Genomic DNA, 17,932 nt, shown 5'->3' on the forward strand with positions numbered 1-17,932 from the left:
ATCTCTCGAAAAGGAAGGCCATCCGCCGGTCGGTTGGATTCTGACTCCTGCAGGACAAATGCAGTTATCTCCAGTATGGTTTTGGCCAAGCTCTAAGTGTACCTTGAGGAAAGATAGTGTAGAACGATGTGCCAAAATGGAGAAAAAGTTCTGGAAACGTCTGCCGGGGGATGGCTCCTTGCCTGAAAAGGCAGCTTATTGGGGGGTTATCGATAGCTATTTTTTGCAGGAAGGATTGAGCCGAGATGAGATTGCCTGGCCTTTACGGACATTAGTGCCAGCCGAGGTGGCAAACATTTTGCCCCTTGAGGAAGAGGCACCTTTTCCACATTTGTTTCAAAGCAAAAATAGCATTTGTAATGAAATTCCGGAAGAAGACTTGGGGCTGTATTGCACTGACGAAGACCTGATGGAAAAATATCGGCTATGGGCGAATTCTCCCATGGCTGCAGAAGAAGATGGGGAGGAGTGGTTCTATCACCTCAGATGCCTGCCGGGTTCACCCTTTTTCAGACCTTCCCTTGCATCTTTGGAGATTGATGTGCTGAAGAATGAACGGGAAAGAAAAATAGAAAACGAGATCAGGGAGTTTTTTGGCCTGCCCCGGAATACTGCCCCTCTTTTTTAAACAGATTTGTTCGGTCTCGTCGCAATTGGGTCACAGAAAGGCTGGCCAGGATTGACGGACATAGTTGGTTTTGGCACAAATCTGTCACACTCAATGTGACAGAACGGGTTTTTGGAAAACAAAAAGGGATTTCCGATATTCAAGTAAGTGTCGGAAATCCCTTGAAATTTTGGCGCGCGATACAAGATTCGAACTTGTGACCTTTGGCTCCGGAGGCCAACGCTCTATCCAGCTGAGCTAATCGCGCGCGGACTCAACTATATAACTCATCCTTCGAGGAAATGCAACGTCAATTTGCAGCCTTTTTGTCCGCCAGGCGCAGGAGTGTGTGTTTTACTCCCTGCGAAGCAGTGGTTTGCAGGGTGCTCGCCTGTTGGTCAGGGCGTCCGTTCGCGTCCGACGCCAAACACTGAAATGCGCAGTTTCGGGCTGCGGGGACTGCTTGTCGAGAGGGTGATGTAGCCGTTTTGGCGGCTTTTTTCGGCAGGCAGTGTCAGGGTTGCCCGGATGCGGGCCGAAGCGCCGGGTGCCAGCCTGGTCTGGCTGAGACTTGCCGATAACGAAGCGGGCATGGTGGCAAGGTTGGACAGAAAAATGGTGCGTTCGCCGTTGTTGGTAAGGGTGATGTCTGCCTGGCGTTTTTCGCCGGGTCGCATGTTGGTAAGCTGCAACCGGTCGGGTTGTATGTCGATTTCGGGTTTGACCAACCCCGCAATCCGCAGTGCCGCTTTCGGGGTGGCGGGATCGTTGCTGTAGATGTACACCCATTTGGTAATCGGGCCCCGCATGCCGTTGGAATTGAAAGTGATTCTTACCTCTCCCGATTTTCCGGGGAGGATTTCCCTGCTGGACAGCAATGTGCCGGTGCATCCGCACGTTGATCGCACGCGTTCAATGGACAGGGTCTGGTCGCCGCGGTTGGCAAAAGTAAAAACATGCTCCAATCTGTCGCCTTCGGCGATCGTTCCGAACTGGAAAGCGGGGTCGGAGATGAAGATCTGCGGAGCGGCCAGTGCCGGCGCCGGGAGAAGAGCCAGACAAAAAATGGCCAGAAAAAACGTGTGCGGTGTTTTCATAAAAAATCTCCTGAGCAGATTTGAAAGTTCCAGCCGGCCCCAAGATGCGGTTGGCGCCGACTGTTCTTTATAGCACTATTTGAAGTTTCAAACCAGCCCCCTCCCCGGGGGATACTGGTTTGCAGGCGCTTGCCGGCGGTTGCATTGGGTTTGACAGCCCCTTTGAGTGTTGCTATAACATGCGGACTTGAAAAGGGTTTTCAACTCATTGGGAATAGTTCATGCGTAAAAACTTTAAAACTCTCTACACCCGGGACCAGATCGCCGAGCAGGTGTGCAGGCTTGGGGGAGAGATCGACCGGGATTACCAGAATCGGGAAATTCTGCTGGTTTGCGTTCTGAAAGGCTCTTTTCTGTTTTTTGCCGATCTGGCGCGTGCCATTTCCTGCCCGCTGCTGGTCGATTTCGTGCGCATGGCCAGTTATGGCTGCGAAACGGTTTCATCCGGCATTGTCGAGATGCGCAAGGATCTGGAGTTTTCCGTAACCGATCGTGAGGTCCTTATTGTCGAGGATATCATCGATACGGGATATACCCTGCAGTCGCTGTTTCATCGCCTGCTGGAGCGTCAGCCGCGCTCCCTGAAGGTTTGTACGTTGCTGGACAAGCGCATCGATCGAAAAGTCCCCATTGAAGCGGATTATGTCGGCATGACGTTGGAGGAGGGGTTTGTGGTCGGTTACGGGCTCGATTATCAGGAGCGCTATCGCGAACTGCCTGAACTGTATATTTTTGAAGATCCGTCATCTGCGGGTGAGGGGAGGCCGTTATGATTGTGGAGTGTCCCGAATGTGTCAGCCGTTTTCGGCTGGCGGATGACAAATTGAAACCTTCCGGCACCAAAGTCCGCTGTTCCAGGTGTCAGAAGGTTTTTACGGTTATGCCCGAGTTGGACGAAACCTCGGCTGCCGCCACCGGGCCTGGTGATGTCGCCATGCCTTCCGCCGCTTCCGCGGACAAAGAACGGGACCAGGCGCTTTCTGAAACGGGCGGCTCTGCCTTTCATGAATTCGACTTTGGCGAATCCTGGGACGATGTCAGCTCCCTGTCCGGAGATCCGACCTTGGAGAACGAGTTTTCGGAGGATTCAGCCTTCGATTTTGCTGCTTTCGACGAGGACGGTGAATTGAAGTCCGATGCGCTGTTCGAAACGGCAGCAGATGAAGGGGAGGCATTTTCTTTTGAGGACGGCAGTTTTCCCCTGGACGAGGAAGGTGGCGACTCGCAGGATTATTTTGCAGAACCCACCAAGGCGCCGGTTGAGGATCCGTCTTCTGAATTATCACCGGATTCCGTTGCTGCGGGAGGGGCTGCAAGGTCGCCTTTGGCCGGGCTCCATGCGGGGGCGGCGGATCATGAGGTGGAAGACGGTGACGCCGGGCTGTTCGCTCCTCCTGCAAGCTCGGAGGGCAAACCCTCGCTGCCACCTCCCGCCAGGGTTCCGGTCCGGCGAAAATCAAAAGGCACAGGGTTGTCCCTGCTTTTTTTATTGTTGTTGGTCGGGGGGGCAGCCGGCGGCTACTTTGCCTGGAAGAAGGATCTGCTCGGTTCTTTGATGCGGCTGGAGCGGCTGCATGCCCTGATGCGATCACAGCCGGAGGCAACGGAAAGCGGCCAGATCCGCACGCTGGGATTGAATGGCGGTTTTTTGCAGAACCGGCGGGCTGGGCGGCTGTTCGTGATTCAGGGCGAGGCGGTTAACGATTATCGGGAATCACGCTCGGCAATCGCCGTCAAGGGGGTTCTGTTCGATGCCAAGGGGGCACCGCTGCAGCAGCAGACGGTGTTCTGTGGCAATCCCATCGATGCCGGCGAGCTGGAAACTTTGCCGTTTGACAGGATTGCCGAGCGGATGAACAATCAGTTCGGGGATTCTCTGAGCAACCTTAATGTTCCCGCCGGCAAGGCCGTTCCCTTCACCATCGTGTTCCGCAACCTGCCGGAAGGGCTGAGTGAGTTTTCGGTGGAGGTCATCGATTCCAAACCGGCTTCCCGGTAGGGGCCGGCCTGGCGGGCGCGATCCCTGTCTTGCCGAATTCAGGCAGCCGGGGCTTTTTCAATGCCGATCTTCCGGGGGGAGATTGTCGGTGTGGTCGTTGTCAGGGTCGTCGTCGGGGGTGCCGCGCAGGCTTTTCTGGAAGGCGGTAAGCCCTTTTCCCAGGCTGGCACCTATCTCCGGCAACTTGCGTGCGCCGAACAACAGCACAATGATGATCAGGATCAGGGTCAGTTCCCAGAAACCGGGCATAGTGCCGTCCCTTTCTTGTCTCGGGATGACGGGTGCGGGAAGGTACAAGAAAGGCGGGAGCTTCCTGTTGTCCGGATGCTCCCGCCCGTCATGTTTTTGACTGCTTAGTCGGCCTTGATGGCGTCAACGGGGCATGCGTCGACACAGGCGCCACAGTCGGTGCAGGCGTCAGCGTCGATAACGCGTTTGTCGCCTTTTTCTTCGATAGCGCCGATGGGGCAGCTGTCGTCACAAGCACCGCAGTTAATGCAATCGTCAGTGATGGTATGAGCCAAGGTATTCACCTCCTTTGCTTTAGAATCACTTGCTGCTTTTATTCTCGATACTTCGGGCGGATTCTACAACACCTTTTTACTGGTTGTCCACCCTAAATGATGCAAAAGACGTCGCCGACAAAGACCTTGCATTTGCAATTGCCATCTTATAGTATTTATCCGTTTGTCCAGTCCATCCGATGGGCGGAAAGGTGCCGGCTTTTCCGCCCGTAACACTTTAATAGGAGGTAAGCAGGTTCTATGGATATCCTCGCACTCAATTGCGGCAGTTCATCGGTAAAATACCAGCTCTACAACTGGAACAAGAAGGAGATTATCGCCAAGGGCGTCGTCGAACGGGTCGGTATCGGCGATTCCTTTATCTCGCACGAGGTTCCCGGTCGGGAGGATTACAAGAGCGAACACGATTGCCCCAACCACACCGTCGCTATCGAGCTGATCATCAAGACCCTGACCGGTGATAAGACTGGCGTGGTTAAATCGATGAGCGAAATATCCGCCGTGGGTCATCGCGTCGTGCATGGCGGCGAAAAATTCGCCAGTTCGGTACTTATCGACGAAGAGGTTCTCCAGGGGATCAAGGATGTTCAGCACCTTGCTCCGCTGCACAATCCGCCCAACATCATGGGCATTGTGGCCGCCCAAAAAGTTTTGCCCGAGGTTCCGCACGTGGCGATTTTCGATACGGCCTTTCACCAGACCATGCCACAGGAAGCCTATATCTACCCGCTGCCCTATGAGTGGTATGAAAAACACAGCGTGCGCCGCTACGGTTTCCACGGCACGTCCCATCTGTATGTATCCAAACGGGCTGCCGTGCTGCTCGGGAAAGATGCCAAGGACTGCAACATCATTACCCTGCACATCGGCAACGGCGCTTCCCACGCTGCGATTCGCGGTGGCGTCTGCGTCGATACCAGCATGGGCCTTACACCTCTCGAAGGCGCTGTCATGGGTACCCGTTGCGGCGATATCGATCCCGCCATCCCTACCTTCATCATGGAGCGCGAGGGCTACACCGCCAAGGAGATGGACAGCATTCTGAACAAAAAGTCCGGCTTGCTCGGCATTACCGGCAAGTATACCGATCGCCGCGATATCGGCGAAGGGATCAAGGCTGGAGACAAGCGCTGCAAACTGGCGCACGATATCGAAGCTTATCGCATTAAAAAATATGTCGGTTCCTACATGGCAGTGCTCGGCAAGGTCGATGCCATTGTCTTTACTGCCGGTGTCGGCGAGATGGGAGCCGAAATCCGCCAGCAGGCGCTGGAAGGCCTCGAGGCGCTGGGGGTCAAGATCGACAAGGAAAAGAACCTCAAGACCCGCACCAAAAAAGCCGAAGTGGAAATCTCCACTTCCGACTCGCCGGTCAAGGTGTTCGTCATACCTACCGATGAAGAACTTGTTTTTACCGAAGACGTGGTCGGTATTCTGGAAAACTCCTACAGCGATCACATGAGCTTCGATTACACCTTCAAATCCAGGGATTACGTGCGCAAGTAATCTGTGCTTGAAGGATGCGGACAAAAAAAGGCCGGCGGATTGATTCGCCGGCCTTTTTTTATGCGCGATGTTCGTCGATGCTCAGCCCTGGGCCTGCACGGCGGTGATGGCGGTGACGCTGATGATGTCATCCACCGAGCAGCCGCGTGACAGGTCGTTGACCGGCTTGGCCAGTCCCTGGATAATGGGACCCACGGCTTCGGCGCCGGCCAGGCGCTGAACCAGCTTGTAGCCGATGTTGCCGGCGTCGAGGTCGGGGAAGACAAGGGTGTTGGCCTTGCCGGCGACGGTGGAGCCGGGGGCTTTGCTGGCTCCGACTTTGGGCACCAGGGCGGCGTCGGCCTGCAGTTCCCCATCAATCTGCAGTTCCGGCGCCATTTCCCTGGCAATGGCCAGCGCTTCGATGACTTTGTCCGGGTCTTCATGTTTGGCGCTGCCTTTGGTGGAGAAGGACAGCATGGCCACCCGGGCATCGACGCCAAGAAAGCTTTTGCAGCTGCGTGCCGTGGCGACGGCGATTTCGGCCAGTGCGCGTGCGTCGGGGTTGGGATTGACGGCACAGTCAGCAAAGATCAGGGAACCGTTTTCGCCAAACTCGGGGGTTTTGGTGACCATGATGAAACAGGAAGAAACGGTTTTCATGCCAGGTGCGGGACCGATGACCTGAAATGCGGCGCGCAAAACGTTGCCGGTGGTATTGAAGGCGCCGGCAACGCAGCCGCCGGCATCGCCTTTGCGTACCATCATGGCGCCAAAGAAAAGATTGTCATCGGCGGTCATAAGTTTAAGAGCCTCTTCTCGGGTCAGGCCTTTTTTCTTGCGCAATTCTACCAGTTCATCGACATAGGCGTCGAGCTGGGGGGCATTTTTCGGGTCGAGCAGGGTAACGCCTTCCAGGGAAGCGCCGAGTTCGGCCGCTTTGGCCTGCAGCCCGCCGGGGTCGCCAAGCAGAACGACATCAGCCAGGTTGTCTTTTACGATCGGGCCGGCCGCCTGAATCATGCGGTCGTCGTAACCTTCGGGCAGAACCACCACCTGGCGGTTCTGGCGGGCCGTAGCTTTGATCTGATCAACTAAGTGCATAGGGTTCCTCCTTCGAATGTAGAAGTTACGAGCGCCTCATTTATACTTGATGCCCCCTGGGGGGTCAACCTCTTTTAAGGACTGCGCAGGGCCCTTGCGCGGTGTCTCGTGCCGGGATTCTCGGCTGGTCAAAGGGTGGGCGATTCATGTATAATGCCCGGCAAAACACAACTTTCCCACCGGCGCGTGGGGAAAATAAAGGCGATGATGCGTTCCTCTTCCCGTCACGATCTCCTTCTGGCCGTTTTCATTATCCTGTCTCTGCTGCTGCATCTGCTGCTGCTGTATGTCGTGCCGGCCGACAGGCTGGTGAGGGTGTCAGCCCCCCGGAAACCCGTTGTGGTCGAGGTGCGCCCGCCGCAACCAAGCCTGCGTGAACTCGATGTCCCGCCGGCGGCGCCTGCCGAACCCCGCCAAAAACCGGCGCAAAGACAGGCGCCGGTGGATCGGGTGGCGCCAAGGGAGACGGCCCCGCGGGGAGATGCCCCGGAAGATCGCCGGCCTGTGCCTCCCGCCGATTCCCGGCCCGCCGCCACGCCGGCGCAGCGTCCGGTCGGTGACGCGGGGCCGGCCCCGAGTCCCGAGGCTCTGGATCTGGGCCTTTCCAAAACCACGCAGGAGCGCTTGCAGAAAGGGTGGGCCAACAAATATCGCAAGGATGTACAGGAAGGCGAGGCTGTCTGGCTCGATACGGAAAAGGATCTGCTGGCGTCCTTCTTCAAACGGTTCCGCGACAACATTTACCAGGTCTGGAACTACCCGCGCCAGGCGGCCGAACGCGGGGAGTCGGGGGTTTGCTTGCTACGCATCGTCATCAACAGGGATGGCAGCGTCGAAACGGCGGATGTGCTGGAAAGTTCCGGATATCCGACCCTCGATCGTGAAGCGGTGGCCGCCGTATATCGCGGTGCGTCCTATGGCAATCTGCCTTCATCCTTCCCCAAGGACCAACTCACCATTATGGCCTATTTTCAGTACCGCCTCTCCCGGGGCGAAATGGGCCGCGACATTTTCGGGCGCTGATGCAGGAATCCGGGCGCATGTCCCCTCCGGTGGAGAAAAGCGGAAAACCGGCTCAGTTCTCCCCCTGGACAAACTCGGTATAATTGTCGGCGTCCATCAGGTCTTCCAGTTCATCTGCCTCCACCAGCTTCAGGCGCACGATCCAGCCATCCTCATAAGGAGAAGAACTGAGCCAGTCAGGGGAATCGGTGAGGTCCTGGTTGGCCTCCAGCACTTCGCCGGACAGTGGCGAATAGATTTCCAGCGTGCCCTGCCGCAGTTCGATGGTGGCGAGGGTGTCACCCATCTCAAGTTCGGTGCCCACCTCGGGCAATTCGATGGAGAGGGCTTCAGCCAGCTCGTCCTGCAGATATTCGGTGACGCCGATGGTTGCCTGTCCGCCGTCTTCCTCAATCCAGACGTGGTCTTCGTTGTAATACAATTCCTCGGGAAAAAGCATGGGATCTCCCTTCATAACCCTGATCCGGAACAGAGGCATTCCGCTTATGGTGATTTTTATCTGTGGTATTGTCGATTCAAAGATACACAAGCCTGTGCCGGCCTTCAACCGGGATTCTGGCTGATTTCGTGCGAAAATATACGGAAAAGGGCAGGCGATGTAAAGGCAAGAACCGCGGCGGGCAATCGTTTTTCGGACCTGCTTCGGCAGCTGTTTGATCGGGAGGGTGGACTGGCGTGTCCGTTGACCGCTTGCGGGAGGGCAAAGGACCACGGTTTGCCACTGCTATGGATGGCCCGTATCACAAGCAAGCCCGCGGATTGGCGCCGCCACGGCGGAAAAGGGCCGTTTCCGGATGAAAACCAGGTGGCCGGCCGATAAAAAATGGCCCCCGTAAGGATCGGGGGCCGCGGGATTATCAGGCATTGCTGGCGGCTTTGGGGCAGCCGGCGCAGCTTGCTTCCGTACCCCCTGCACTGCAGGCGGCGGGCTTGCCGGAGGATGAGTAGCCCTGGTTGTACCAGCCGCCGCCCTTGAGGGCGAAGGCCGATTGGGAGATGAGCTTGTGCACGGGCCCCTTGCACTCGGGGCATTGACTGAGCGGTGCATCGGAAAATTTCTGGCGCGCCTCGAAGACCAGACCGCAGGCGTCGCAGCGATATTCGTACATGGGCATAGCGAAAAGACCTCCATAGATCAGAATTCGCGCTCAATTTAGTCACTCGCGTCCCCGTTTGTCAAGGGGCGGATCGTATTTCGCCGGAGCGGCTTTGCCCACGACCTGTGGTTTCGGCTCAGGAGCAGACCGGGGTGCGCAGGGCTTCCAGTGCCACGCGTATGGCATTTTTCTGCGCCATGTCCTTCCGACCAGGGACGATGGATTCGCCGGCGACGCGATCGGCGAGCACGCCGCAGACACAACCGGCCGAAAAACCGTAAACCCCGGCCATTTTGAACAGGGTGCCGGCCTCCATTTCGTAATTGAGGATGTTAAGTCGGCGGTATTCTTCGGTGATGCCCTGCAGACGTCGCAGCAGGTGTGGGTTGGCCGAGGTGTTGCAGCGTTCCTGCCCTTCGTAAAAGGTGTCCACGGAGGCGGTCAGGCCCAGATGATGGTCAAGTCCGAGCCTGCGCGCCGCCGTGACCAGTTCCACGGTAAGGAAAGGATCCGCGGTCGCCGGGTATTCCGGCGGCGCGATGTCGTCGGCGGCGCCCTGCCGGCAAAGCGCGGCCTGAGAAATAACGATGCTGCCCGTCTTGACATGGTCCTGGATGGATCCGCAGGTGCCGACCCGAATTATGCGTCGCACGCCGAGAGCGAACAGTTCGTTGACGACGATGCTCAGGGACGGCGCGCCCATGCCGCTGGTGGCGACCAGCAGGGGCAGGCGCTTGTCGAGGGTGGCCAGATAGCTGTGCAGGCCGCGATTTTCCGACAACGGCTTGATGCAGAAAACGCCGTCGGTTGCCAGGGCGATCTGTCTGGCACGCTCCGGGGCGCCGCATAGCAGGGCGGTGGTCGGTGGCGCGGTGCCGAGATCCGCGAGGCCAAAACCGAGATGGTAGCAGGTCAAAGAAGCAGGCATGACGTGTTTTATCTCCCTTGAGAAGATGGCTGTGGCCAGGGTCCCTTCGATGACACGAAAGCGTGCGGCAAGAAGTCGGGCAGGGACCCGACAAGCCTTGTTCCGCCATCGCACAGGGCGGTGATGCGCAGTTGCGGCGCGAACTCCGCAAGCATCTGCAGGCAGGCGCCGCAAGGCGGAACCGGCGTCATCGTGGGGGTAAACAGCAGCAGTTCGGTGAAATGGCGGTGCCCGTCCGCCACCGCTCGCGCCAGGGCGACCCGCTCGGCGCAAAGAGTCAGCCCGTAGGAGGCGTTTTCGATGTTACAACCGGTGACAATAAGGCCTTGCCCGGTGAGCAGTGCGGCCCCTACGGCGAAACCGCTATAGGGGCAGTAGCTATTCTGCACGGCCAGGCGCGCGGCCTGCTCGAGTTCGTAACAGGAAGGCAAACGGTCCGATGGCATGATGTGATATCTCCCGAGAGCCACAGCAATTGTGAATAACTTGTGGAATAAAGGTGCCGTTTGTGGATAACCTCCGAGATCCAATACGGGTTTATCGGGTTCGGCGGTACGGTAACGGGCGACGGAGGCTGGCGCAGGCTTCCAGCCGGCCCAGTCAGCGTTTCTTGCGGCGGAACAGGTCGGTTTTCAGGCTTGTGACGCGGTCGAGAAACAACAGGCCGTCGAGGTGGTCGATTTCATGCTGCAACGCCGTGGCTTCAAAGCCGTTGGCCCGGATGGCGCGTCCGTGCCCATCGCGATCACGATACTGCACCACCACGCTTTCGGCACGTTCAACGTTGCCGGTATAATCGGGCACGCTCATGCAACCCTCCCTGGAAGAGCGGAGGCCTTCTGTTTCGAGAATTTCGGGGTTGATCATTGTCAGCAGGCCGTGGCTGTCGTTTTTTCCGAGCTTGCTGCGGGATACGTCGACAACCAGCACGCGTCGCGTGACGCCGATCTGTGGCGCGGCCACGCCGACCGAGTGGCCGGCGGCCATCATGGTATCGATGAGATCCTGGATCAGGATATCGACCGACGTATCCCTGTGCTCCACGGGGGTGCAGATGGTTTTGAGCAAAGGGTGGGGATAGACAAGAATATCCTTGACCGCCATGGCCTCACAGCTCCACGGGGGTTATGGATCTCAAGGAAATATCGACCAGCAGCTCTTTCTTCAGTTTGTCGAGCAGCACCGCAAGATCTTCGAAGGAAAACCCGGGTGGCAGCACCGCCTCGATCATCATGACATACACCGGATTATCCGCCGTACCGATCAGTTTGGTGTTAAGATCGGTGATGTTGATCCGTCGATCCCCCAGGGCCTTCGCTACGGGAAAGACAATGCCCGGTTTGTCCGATCCGTAAACGGAAATCATGCAAAGCTCCCCTTCGATTCGGGGCGCGGTTTCGCCACCGGGTTGCAGCTTGCGAACAAATACCGACAACCCCTCTTTTTCAAGACCATCAAAGGCCGCTTCGAAGGCCGGAGGCCCTATCCCTTCAGGGGGGGACAGAATCAGGATCATGGCGAACTGCCCCCCGAGAATGGTACAGCTCGAATCGGCGATATTGCATCCGAGCCGGAAAAGAATTTCCGTAACACTGGCCACGATGCCGGGGTGATCCCGGCCTATAATTGTCAGAGCAAAATGATTCATTGCGAACGTCCTCCTGTTCGAAAGCGCACGTTGATACATGGGAGAGACATTCCCGGAGGCAACATGTCCCTGCACAAGCATGACCTGGAAATCACGTATTACAAGGCCGGCGGTCCGGGCGGGCAGCACAGGAACAAGACCGAGACGGCGGTGCGCATCCATCACCGGCCCAGCGGCATAACCGTTACCGCCTCCGAACAGCGTTCCCGACAGGCCAATCTGGAAAAGGCCCTGCAACGGATGGCAGCAAGACTGGCGGCTCTGCAGCGAAAAGCGCCTCGCCGTATCGCCACCAGGCCCGGCAAGGCGGCAAAAGAGAGGCGTTTGCAAGCCAAGCGGCAACATTCCGAACGCAAGCGGCAGCGCCGGTCATTGCCCGATGCGTAATCTCTCAGTCGATTGGCAGCTTCACACGCTGCGCACCACCGCATTTGCCTCGGGCACAAAAGGATTGGCGCGCACTGCCAGCGAATACAGAAACGGGTAATGGATCAGCAGTCGCTGCGCGTAATCGAGCCATTGCGCGGCAGCCAGCCGGTAGTAACGGCAAACGTCGCCTGCCAGGTGCTGCAGGTCGCTGTCCGGCAGATCCTCAAAGTGCTGGCGATGCTGCAGTTCCTCTTTGAGGTGCAGGGTGGCGATGAGCAGATCGGTGAACCTTTCATGTTCCAGCAGGTAGGGGCTTTCCAGCAGCCGCACCAGCAGCGGGCCCTGCGCCTGGAGCAGGGTCCGCAGGGAAGGCAGATCGAGGCGCTCGTGCAAGATTTCGAAGACGTGGTCCGAAAGTCCCCGATGCGCCTGCTCGAAATCCCGTGCTGCCCAGGAGCCACTGATCGCCAGGCTCTGGGCCAGCCCTGCGCCATGTTTGTCGGCTTTGGCGCAATGGCGCAACAACTCGCATCCCACTTCGCTGAAAAACAGGCCCATCACCATCTGCAGTTTGCGTTGCCGCAGTTGATGGTCGCGGCGACTGAGAAAAACCTCGGTGGCGGCGGCCAGGGTGCTGAGGAACGTCCCTACCCCGGTGATGATCAGCAGCACGGCAAGGGTTTTGCCAAGGGGCGTTACGGGAGAAATATCACCGTAGCCGACCGTGGCGATGGTCACGATGGTGAAATAGATCGCATCGACGGCCGACAGGTGCTCGGCAAGCATGAAGCCGATGGTACCTGAAACCAGGACAAAAACGAAAATAGCCAGGTAAATGCGCAGGCGCATGCGCTCCTTGGCTGCGTGCATGATGGCGGTTCCTCTCCGGATTTTGTGATCTTATCCCAGACTCTGCGGCAAGGGAGCTTGGTGGCGCCGCGCTGCTATAAAAAGCGCGTGGAACCTCAACGGTTAATCCAACCATCCCACACGCCGCCGATGTTGTCGACGTCGTGAAGGCAACATCAGGATAGCGGTCCGCGGCGCCAAAGTCCATATCAGAATAAATGGCGCATGCCGGCGGTTGCGTCGCCACCTCCCGTCATAAGGCGTATTGCTTCATGGCGGGGGTTTTGCTAGCATGATCCGCATGAATGAAACCTTTTTGAACCGCCTGGCGGAATTGGAAGAGCGCATGATCGGGTTGGAAATTCGTTTTACCCATCAGGCGCGTCAGATCGACGAGCTGAACGAGGTGTTGACCGAAAGCGCCGCTACCATCGCTGTGCTGCGCAAGCAGAACGACATGTTCCGGCAGATGCTCAGAGCCCTTTCGCCCGAACTTCCCGAGTCTCCCGATGAATAATCCCTCGCGTGAAAATCTGGCGCAATGGTTGCGTGATGCCGCGCTGATCGTGGCTACCGGTGTCCTGGTCGGCATGGCGGTCAACGGCCGGTTGCTCTGGCATGTATGGTTCGGGCAACCACCTGCCGCCGTTTCCGCGCGTTCCCTGCCGGATCAGGAGCTGCTGCCGATGCCGATAGCCCTCGGGGAATTGCGGGAATTGGATGTCGATACGGTGCTGCTGATTGATGCGCGCAACGTCGATCTTTATCTGCAGGGGCGTCTTCCGGGGGCGCGCAGTTTGCCCTGGGGGGAAATCAATGCGCGGCTTGAAGCCTTCCTCGGGGAACAGCCTTTCGATCGTCCGCTGGTTGCCTATTGCAGCGGCTACAGCTGTGAGGATTCTTTTCTGCTGGCCCAGCGCCTGATGGCGGCCGGTTACCGGGACGTGCGGGTGTACGAGGGGGGGCTGCCCGAGTGGCAGGATGCCGGCCTGCCGGTGGAAAAGGGACAACCATGAATTATCGCAGGCCGATTCTGTATCATTTCTGCCGGCTGCTGCTTGGCGGCTTGTTTCTATACGCCGGCGTGGTCAAGGCCCTCGATCCGGCTGGATTTGCCGGCGAAATCGCCAACTATAAAATCCTGCCGTATCGGCTGAATTTTCTGGTAGCGTCCACCTTGCCATACGTGGAAATGCTGGCCGGCCTGTTGCTGGTGGTGCAGCACAAACTCCGGCCCGCGACCCTGGTGATCGGGGGGTTGAACCTGGTTTTCATGGTGGCCCTGACATCCCTGCTGGTGCGCGGCCTCGATATCGATTGCGGCTGCTTTCGGCCCGGTGCTCAGACTTCCGTTCAGGCGGCCCTGTGGCGCGACGCCGGCCTGATGGTGCTGGCCGCCGTGACCTTTTTCGGCCGGGGATGGCGGCGCGTCTGAGCCATGTCCCTGCTGCTCATTCATCCTCCCGCAGCCAAGGCTGGCGAGCCGCCGCTGGGTGTGGCGGTCCTGCAGGCCTACCTGCGCGCCCGGGGCATAACGGTTGGGGTTTTTGACGCCAATCGCGATGCTTACCATTACCTGCTGCATCCGCGCACCCTGGCCACTGTCGTCAGCCGGGATCTTTCGACGCGTCTTCAACGGGCGTTGCGCCATGCCGACGGAGCATTGCAACTGCTTGGTTCTCCGGATGCCGTCGCCAGTCCCGCGCGTTATGCCACCGCGGTCCGCTATCTCAACGATGCCCTGAGCCTGTATGGCGGATCTGCCGGCGATGAACGTCTCACCCTGGGTGATTACCGTCACGGGCAGCTGTCCGAATTTTCCCTGCCGGATCTGGAAACACTGGCGAGCGGACAGGCCCGCACCTTGTTTCACGATTATTTCCGCGACAGCCTGCTGGTGGCTCTGGCGCGGCATAAGCCGTCTTTGCTGGCGCTGTCCATCAACTATCGTCACCAGGTGTTGCCGGCTTTCGAGCTGGCCGGCCTGTTGCGAAAGCGTTTTCCAGGCGTGCCGCTGGTGGCCGGTGGCGGCATGATCAGTTCCTGGGGGGGGGCCTTAAGAGACAATGACCTGCAACTCCCGGGGTTCGATCACCTGGTGACCGGCCCCGGCGAACAGCCCTTGTGCGATCTGTTTGAGAATCCGGCGGGCCAGCCCTATGTCGTTTCGAATCCGGCGCAACTGGCGCTTGCTCCCGATTTCGACGGACTCGATCCCGCGGGATATATGTCCCCGCATCCGGTGCTGCCAATCAGTGCGTCGCGCGGCTGCTACTGGGCGCACTGCCTGTTTTGTCCCGAAGCCGCCAGCCCGACTCATCCTTTCCGGTCCTTTTCGGGACAGGCCCTGCCTCAACTGCTGCTCGAACTTGCCGAACGATGGAAGGTGCGGCATTTTCATCTGACGGACGATGCCATCCCTCCGGCAGCACTGCAGGCGATGGCCGTTCAGGCGGAGCAATTGCAGGATCTGTCATGGCACGGTTTTGTGCGCTTTGAGCCGGCGCTGCTGCAGGGCGACCTCATCGACCGACTCGCCCTGGGCGGTTGCCGCTTGCTGCAGCTGGGTCTGGAAAGCGGCAGCCAGGCGGTGCTCGACCGGCTGCGCAAGGGAACCCGCGTCGCGACGGCTTCCGCAATACTTCGAAAACTCAGGCAGGCGGGCATCGCCACCTATGTCTATGTGTTGCTGGGAACACCCGGCGAAACGCGGGAGGATGCCAGGCTTACCAGAGATTTTCTGGAAAGCCACGCCGACTGTATCGATTTTCTCAATCTGGCCATCATGAACATGCCGCGGCATTCGGCCCTCGCCGGCGCGACGGAAAACATTCCGCCGTTGGACCTTTATCTGCCCGTTGATGAAAACGCCACGGTGCGTAGGGCGGCCCGGCGGTTTTTGCAGCAGGAGCTGCTGGCATCGCCGGCCATCAAGGCCATCGTCAACCGGACGCCGCCCCTGTTTACCTCCAATCACGCGTTTTTCTTCCGCCCGCAACCGCCATTCCACAGGTTTTAGGTTGCTGTCCATCCGGAAACGGCGGATGGATACCGGGTTAAGGCGAGAAGGCGTGAGGTTTCCGGCTCGGGGTTTGGAGCATGGACATGCTGTGCGCCCTGTGGTAAATCTGCGCCGGTGGAGGCGTTTGGCATATATGGACATCTGGCAAAAACAATTGATCGAAAGCTTGACCGTGCCCGCTGTTTTAAGGGATCGCTTTGGTGTGGAGCACGGCGCGCTTGATGAAGTGGCGCAGCGCTATCCCATGCGCATCACTCCTTATTATCTGGGGCTGATCGCCCATCCGGGAGACGCCATCTGGTTGCAGTGTATTCCCGACCGGCGGGAGCTGCTGCCCTGCCTGGACGATCCCGATCCACTGCACGAGGAGCGGCTGTCTCCGGTGCCGCTGGTGGTGCACCGCTACCCGGACCGGGTATTGCTGCTGGCCTGCGGCCAGTGCGCCGTATACTGCCGCTTCTGTACCCGCAAGCGCAAGGTCGGTTGCGCTGCCATGACGGTAACGGACGAAGCTCTCGATGTGGCGCTTGAATACATCGCCCGTACCCCTGCCATCCGTGACGTGATTCTGTCCGGCGGCGACCCTTTGCTGCTGGAAGATGACCGGCTGGAAAGGCTGTTGCGGCGGTTGCGCGCCATCCCCCATGTGGAGATCATCCGCATCGGCAGTCGGGTACCCGTAACGTTGCCGCAGCGAATTACCGAAGGGCTGTGCAATATGCTGCGCCGCTACCATCCCTTGTATTTCAACACCCATTTCAATCATCCGCGCGAATTGACGGCATTGTCGGCGGAAGCCTGCCGGCGGCTGGCCGATGCCGGCGTGCCCCTGGGCAACCAGACGGTCTTGCTGCGGGGGGTCAACGATCGTCCGGAGATCATGCGCGATCTGGTCGCGGGACTGCTTAAAATAAGGGTGCGCCCCTACTATCTGCATCATATGGACCTTGCGGCGGGCACCGGGCACTTTCGTACCCGTATCGAGACTGGCCTGAATATCGTGGCGGCATTGCGCGGGCCGGTGTCGGGACTCGCTGTGCCCCATTATGTCATTGATGCGCCGGGCGGCAAGGGCAAGATTCCCCTGCTGCCGGAGTATCTGGTGCGGCTGGGCGATAGTGCCGTACTGCGAACCCCCTCCGGAGAAATCATCAGGTTTCCCAATCGCGAGGGGTGAAAGCGCTTAGAAATCGACCTTGACCCCCGAGCGTTTTTCCGCCAGTTGCCAGAAGGCTCTTACCACCGGGCGTTGCAGGTTGCGGCGGGTGGAGCACAATCCCACCACATAGGGAGACAGCTGTGGTGCCGTTTCGAGGATGCGCACTTCGTCGCGGAACGGGCTGCGCGCCAGCACCAGCTCCGGCACGATGCCGATGCCGCAGCCAAGACGCACCATGGCGATGAGGGCCTCGTTGCCGGACACTTCCGACGTGATGTTGGGCAGGATGCGCCGCGTCCTGAGCCATTGGTCGAGGCGCCGTCGCGACAAGCCTTTCTGGGGCACCACCAGTGGCGTGCGGCGCAGGTCGAGTTGACCGTCGCGCAGCGGCAGCGGCAGTCCTTCCTTCTGCCTGGGGGCGATAAACAGCAGTGGCGTGCTGATGATGGGCAGAAATTCGAGATGTGCCTGCTGACGATCGGGCAGGGCGGCGACGGCCAGGTCGATCTCGCCGTTTTGCACTTGCGCCACGGCCCGCTCGGCGGCGCCGGTGCTCAGTTCCAGCTGCACATCGCGGTGAGCGCTGCGGAACGCTTCGAGCAGCCGCGGCAGCAGGCTGTAGACGGCGGTGACGGAAGCGTAGATAGAGAGGGTGCCGCTGATGGCTTCCGTGCCCTTGACGGCGCCGCGAAAGGACTTCCATTCCTGTACCGACCGGCGCGCGTAATCACGGAAGCGCTCACCTGCCGGTGTGAGGGCGACACGGCGGTTGTCACGCACGAACAGGGGCTGTTCGATTTCATCTTCAAGTCGCTGGATGGTGCGTGTCAGGGCGGAGGGACTGAGGTTGCAGGCCTGGCTGGCGCGCCCAAAATGAAGCAGGTCGGCCACCGTCAGAAAGATTTCCAGTTCACGGATGTCCATTCTCTCTCCAGATTGCGTGATATGCAATACTGTATTCATAACAAATCAATTTACGCAATAGGCAAAATCAGGTATTTTTCCGTAGACTCTGGCGATT

General features: G+C 58.7%; 23 protein-coding genes and 1 tRNA gene. 11 read left to right on the forward strand and 13 right to left on the reverse strand.

What is annotated here, in order from left to right:
• Nucleotides 1-628 (forward strand): hypothetical protein (locus AB7E65_RS03565; protein WP_428745284.1); only part of this gene is annotated, 628 nt, incomplete at its 5' end.
• A 170-nt stretch (nt 629-798) separates the two neighbouring features.
• Here the strand turns inward: AB7E65_RS03565 and AB7E65_RS03570 are convergent.
• Nucleotides 799-875: transfer RNA gene (locus AB7E65_RS03570), tRNA-Arg, on the reverse strand.
• A 130-nt stretch (nt 876-1,005) separates the two neighbouring features.
• Nucleotides 1,006-1,704 (reverse strand): DUF1573 domain-containing protein, encoded by a 699-nt coding sequence (locus AB7E65_RS03575; RefSeq protein ID WP_072286913.1) that lies wholly within the window; start codon nt 1,702-1,704, stop codon nt 1,006-1,008.
• A 221-nt stretch (nt 1,705-1,925) separates the two neighbouring features.
• On the opposite strand from AB7E65_RS03575, the gene hpt reads away from it, so the two are divergent.
• Both hpt and AB7E65_RS03585 read left to right on the forward strand, forming a co-directional pair.
• A complete protein-coding gene (gene hpt / locus AB7E65_RS03580) occupies nt 1,926-2,477 on the forward strand; it encodes a hypoxanthine phosphoribosyltransferase (RefSeq protein ID WP_320360390.1) in 552 nt (183 codons plus the stop codon).
• The gene (locus AB7E65_RS03585; RefSeq protein WP_320360389.1) at nt 2,474-3,703 is read left to right on the forward strand and encodes a DUF3426 domain-containing protein; all 1,230 of its coding nucleotides are present in this window, start codon (nt 2,474-2,476) and stop codon (nt 3,701-3,703) included. Before hpt ends, AB7E65_RS03585 begins: the two co-directional genes overlap by 4 nt.
• Nucleotides 3,704-3,760: 57 nt before the next feature.
• Here the strand turns inward: AB7E65_RS03585 and tatA are convergent, their stop codons facing one another.
• Both tatA and AB7E65_RS03595 read right to left on the reverse strand, forming a co-directional pair.
• The gene (gene tatA / locus AB7E65_RS03590; RefSeq protein ID WP_072286916.1) at nt 3,761-3,952 is read right to left on the reverse strand and encodes a twin-arginine translocase TatA/TatE family subunit; all 192 of its coding nucleotides are present in this window, start codon (nt 3,950-3,952) and stop codon (nt 3,761-3,763) included.
• A 104-nt stretch (nt 3,953-4,056) separates the two neighbouring features.
• A complete protein-coding gene (locus AB7E65_RS03595; RefSeq protein WP_072286917.1) occupies nt 4,057-4,227 on the reverse strand; it encodes a DUF362 domain-containing protein in 171 nt (56 codons plus the stop codon).
• Between the two features lie 240 nt (nt 4,228-4,467).
• Here AB7E65_RS03595 and AB7E65_RS03600 point away from each other — a divergent pair, with 240 nt between their 5' ends.
• Nucleotides 4,468-5,733, forward strand: a complete 1,266-nt coding sequence (locus AB7E65_RS03600) for an acetate kinase (protein ID WP_428745285.1) — start codon at nt 4,468-4,470, stop codon at nt 5,731-5,733.
• 81 nt (nt 5,734-5,814) lie between these two features.
• Here the strand turns inward: AB7E65_RS03600 and pta are convergent, their stop codons facing one another.
• Nucleotides 5,815-6,816, reverse strand: a complete 1,002-nt coding sequence (gene pta / locus AB7E65_RS03605) for a phosphate acetyltransferase (protein ID WP_072286919.1) — start codon at nt 6,814-6,816, stop codon at nt 5,815-5,817.
• Nucleotides 6,817-7,020: 204 nt separating this feature from the next.
• Between pta and AB7E65_RS03610 the strand changes: the two genes are divergently transcribed.
• The gene (locus AB7E65_RS03610) at nt 7,021-7,839 is read left to right on the forward strand and encodes an energy transducer TonB (protein WP_072286920.1); all 819 of its coding nucleotides are present in this window, start codon (nt 7,021-7,023) and stop codon (nt 7,837-7,839) included.
• 52 nt (nt 7,840-7,891) lie between these two features.
• On the opposite strand, the gene gcvH is transcribed toward AB7E65_RS03610, so the two are convergent.
• The 6 genes from gcvH to AB7E65_RS03640 form a co-directional block, all read right to left on the reverse strand.
• Nucleotides 7,892-8,278 carry a glycine cleavage system protein GcvH gene (gene gcvH / locus AB7E65_RS03615; RefSeq protein WP_072286921.1) on the reverse strand — a complete coding sequence of 129 codons (387 nt, stop codon included), beginning with the start codon at nt 8,276-8,278 and terminating at the stop codon, nt 7,892-7,894.
• Nucleotides 8,279-8,696: 418 nt separating this feature from the next.
• Nucleotides 8,697-8,954 carry an FmdB family zinc ribbon protein gene (locus AB7E65_RS03620; protein ID WP_072286922.1) on the reverse strand — a complete coding sequence of 86 codons (258 nt, stop codon included), beginning with the start codon at nt 8,952-8,954 and terminating at the stop codon, nt 8,697-8,699.
• Nucleotides 8,955-9,072: 118 nt separating this feature from the next.
• A complete protein-coding gene (locus tag AB7E65_RS03625) occupies nt 9,073-9,864 on the reverse strand; it encodes a nucleoside phosphorylase (RefSeq protein ID WP_072286923.1) in 792 nt (263 codons plus the stop codon).
• Nucleotides 9,865-9,872: 8 nt separating this feature from the next.
• Nucleotides 9,873-10,310 carry a cytidine deaminase gene (gene cdd, locus AB7E65_RS03630; RefSeq protein ID WP_072286924.1) on the reverse strand — a complete coding sequence of 146 codons (438 nt, stop codon included), beginning with the start codon at nt 10,308-10,310 and terminating at the stop codon, nt 9,873-9,875.
• Nucleotides 10,311-10,464: 154 nt separating this feature from the next.
• Nucleotides 10,465-10,968 (reverse strand): peptide deformylase, encoded by a 504-nt coding sequence (def, locus tag AB7E65_RS03635; protein ID WP_072286925.1) that lies wholly within the window; start codon nt 10,966-10,968, stop codon nt 10,465-10,467.
• Nucleotides 10,969-10,972: 4 nt separating this feature from the next.
• Entirely contained in the window at nt 10,973-11,512 is a 540-nt protein-coding gene (locus tag AB7E65_RS03640) for a glycine cleavage system protein R (RefSeq protein WP_083558663.1), read from the reverse strand.
• A gap of 63 nt (nt 11,513-11,575) precedes the next feature.
• Between AB7E65_RS03640 and AB7E65_RS03645 the strand changes: the two genes are divergently transcribed.
• Entirely contained in the window at nt 11,576-11,899 is a 324-nt protein-coding gene (locus tag AB7E65_RS03645) for a peptide chain release factor family protein (protein WP_072286927.1), read from the forward strand.
• Between the two features lie 21 nt (nt 11,900-11,920).
• On the opposite strand, the gene AB7E65_RS03650 is transcribed toward AB7E65_RS03645, so the two are convergent.
• Nucleotides 11,921-12,751, reverse strand: a complete 831-nt coding sequence (locus AB7E65_RS03650; RefSeq protein ID WP_072286928.1) for a potassium channel family protein — start codon at nt 12,749-12,751, stop codon at nt 11,921-11,923.
• 280 nt (nt 12,752-13,031) lie between these two features.
• Here AB7E65_RS03650 and AB7E65_RS03655 point away from each other — a divergent pair, with 280 nt between their 5' ends.
• The 5 genes from AB7E65_RS03655 to AB7E65_RS03675 all read left to right on the forward strand — a co-directional run bounded on the left by AB7E65_RS03655 (nt 13,032) and on the right by AB7E65_RS03675 (nt 16,929).
• Complete coding sequence (locus AB7E65_RS03655; protein WP_158514010.1) at nt 13,032-13,247, forward strand: SlyX family protein; 216 nt, start codon at nt 13,032-13,034, stop codon at nt 13,245-13,247.
• Nucleotides 13,240-13,746: a rhodanese-like domain-containing protein gene (locus AB7E65_RS03660; protein ID WP_072286930.1), complete on the forward strand. Its 507-nt coding sequence runs from the start codon at nt 13,240-13,242 to the stop codon at nt 13,744-13,746. The genes AB7E65_RS03655 and AB7E65_RS03660 overlap by 8 nt, the downstream gene beginning before the upstream one ends.
• Nucleotides 13,743-14,165, forward strand: a complete 423-nt coding sequence (locus tag AB7E65_RS03665) for a MauE/DoxX family redox-associated membrane protein (RefSeq protein ID WP_072286931.1) — start codon at nt 13,743-13,745, stop codon at nt 14,163-14,165. Before AB7E65_RS03660 ends, AB7E65_RS03665 begins: the two co-directional genes overlap by 4 nt.
• A 3-nt stretch (nt 14,166-14,168) precedes the next feature.
• On the forward strand, nt 14,169-15,749 hold the full coding sequence (locus AB7E65_RS03670; RefSeq protein WP_072286932.1) for a B12-binding domain-containing radical SAM protein: 1,581 nt from the start codon (nt 14,169-14,171) through the stop codon (nt 15,747-15,749).
• A gap of 136 nt (nt 15,750-15,885) precedes the next feature.
• The gene (locus AB7E65_RS03675) at nt 15,886-16,929 is read left to right on the forward strand and encodes a KamA family radical SAM protein (RefSeq protein ID WP_072286933.1); all 1,044 of its coding nucleotides are present in this window, start codon (nt 15,886-15,888) and stop codon (nt 16,927-16,929) included.
• Nucleotides 16,930-16,935: 6 nt separating this feature from the next.
• On the opposite strand, the gene ilvY is transcribed toward AB7E65_RS03675, so the two are convergent.
• Nucleotides 16,936-17,835, reverse strand: coding sequence for an HTH-type transcriptional activator IlvY (gene ilvY / locus AB7E65_RS03680; protein WP_072286934.1), 900 nt, complete (start codon nt 17,833-17,835; stop codon nt 16,936-16,938).
• Nucleotides 17,836-17,932 lie beyond the last annotated feature (97 nt).

This window comes from Syntrophotalea sp. (genome assembly GCF_050253115.1).
GTDB classification, from domain to species: Bacteria; Desulfobacterota; Desulfuromonadia; order Desulfuromonadales; family Syntrophotaleaceae; genus Syntrophotalea; species Syntrophotalea acetylenica.

Bases quoted from the DNA above. Each gene is read 5' to 3' on its own strand.
- AB7E65_RS03575 (WP_072286913.1), bottom strand. From the start codon at position 1,704: ATGAAAACACCGCACACGTTTTTTCTGGCCATTTTTTGTCTGGCTCTT.
- hpt (WP_320360390.1), top strand. From the start codon at position 1,926: ATGCGTAAAAACTTTAAAACTCTCTACACCCGGGACCAGATCGCCGAG.
- AB7E65_RS03585 (WP_320360389.1), top strand. From the start codon at position 2,474: ATGATTGTGGAGTGTCCCGAATGTGTCAGCCGTTTTCGGCTGGCGGAT.
- tatA (WP_072286916.1), bottom strand. From the start codon at position 3,952: ATGCCCGGTTTCTGGGAACTGACCCTGATCCTGATCATCATTGTGCTG.
- AB7E65_RS03600 (WP_428745285.1), top strand. From the start codon at position 4,468: ATGGATATCCTCGCACTCAATTGCGGCAGTTCATCGGTAAAATACCAG.
- pta (WP_072286919.1), bottom strand. From the start codon at position 6,816: ATGCACTTAGTTGATCAGATCAAAGCTACGGCCCGCCAGAACCGCCAG.
- AB7E65_RS03610 (WP_072286920.1), top strand. From the start codon at position 7,021: ATGATGCGTTCCTCTTCCCGTCACGATCTCCTTCTGGCCGTTTTCATT.
- gcvH (WP_072286921.1), bottom strand. From the start codon at position 8,278: ATGCTTTTTCCCGAGGAATTGTATTACAACGAAGACCACGTCTGGATT.
- AB7E65_RS03620 (WP_072286922.1), bottom strand. From the start codon at position 8,954: ATGCCCATGTACGAATATCGCTGCGACGCCTGCGGTCTGGTCTTCGAG.
- AB7E65_RS03625 (WP_072286923.1), bottom strand. From the start codon at position 9,864: ATGCCTGCTTCTTTGACCTGCTACCATCTCGGTTTTGGCCTCGCGGAT.
- cdd (WP_072286924.1), bottom strand. From the start codon at position 10,310: ATGCCATCGGACCGTTTGCCTTCCTGTTACGAACTCGAGCAGGCCGCG.
- def (WP_072286925.1), bottom strand. From the start codon at position 10,968: ATGGCGGTCAAGGATATTCTTGTCTATCCCCACCCTTTGCTCAAAACC.
- AB7E65_RS03640 (WP_083558663.1), bottom strand. From the start codon at position 11,512: ATGAATCATTTTGCTCTGACAATTATAGGCCGGGATCACCCCGGCATC.
- AB7E65_RS03645 (WP_072286927.1), top strand. From the start codon at position 11,576: ATGTCCCTGCACAAGCATGACCTGGAAATCACGTATTACAAGGCCGGC.
- AB7E65_RS03650 (WP_072286928.1), bottom strand. From the start codon at position 12,751: ATGCACGCAGCCAAGGAGCGCATGCGCCTGCGCATTTACCTGGCTATT.
- AB7E65_RS03655 (WP_158514010.1), top strand. From the start codon at position 13,032: ATGAATGAAACCTTTTTGAACCGCCTGGCGGAATTGGAAGAGCGCATG.
- AB7E65_RS03660 (WP_072286930.1), top strand. From the start codon at position 13,240: ATGAATAATCCCTCGCGTGAAAATCTGGCGCAATGGTTGCGTGATGCC.
- AB7E65_RS03665 (WP_072286931.1), top strand. From the start codon at position 13,743: ATGAATTATCGCAGGCCGATTCTGTATCATTTCTGCCGGCTGCTGCTT.
- AB7E65_RS03670 (WP_072286932.1), top strand. From the start codon at position 14,169: ATGTCCCTGCTGCTCATTCATCCTCCCGCAGCCAAGGCTGGCGAGCCG.
- AB7E65_RS03675 (WP_072286933.1), top strand. From the start codon at position 15,886: ATGGACATCTGGCAAAAACAATTGATCGAAAGCTTGACCGTGCCCGCT.
- ilvY (WP_072286934.1), bottom strand. From the start codon at position 17,835: ATGGACATCCGTGAACTGGAAATCTTTCTGACGGTGGCCGACCTGCTT.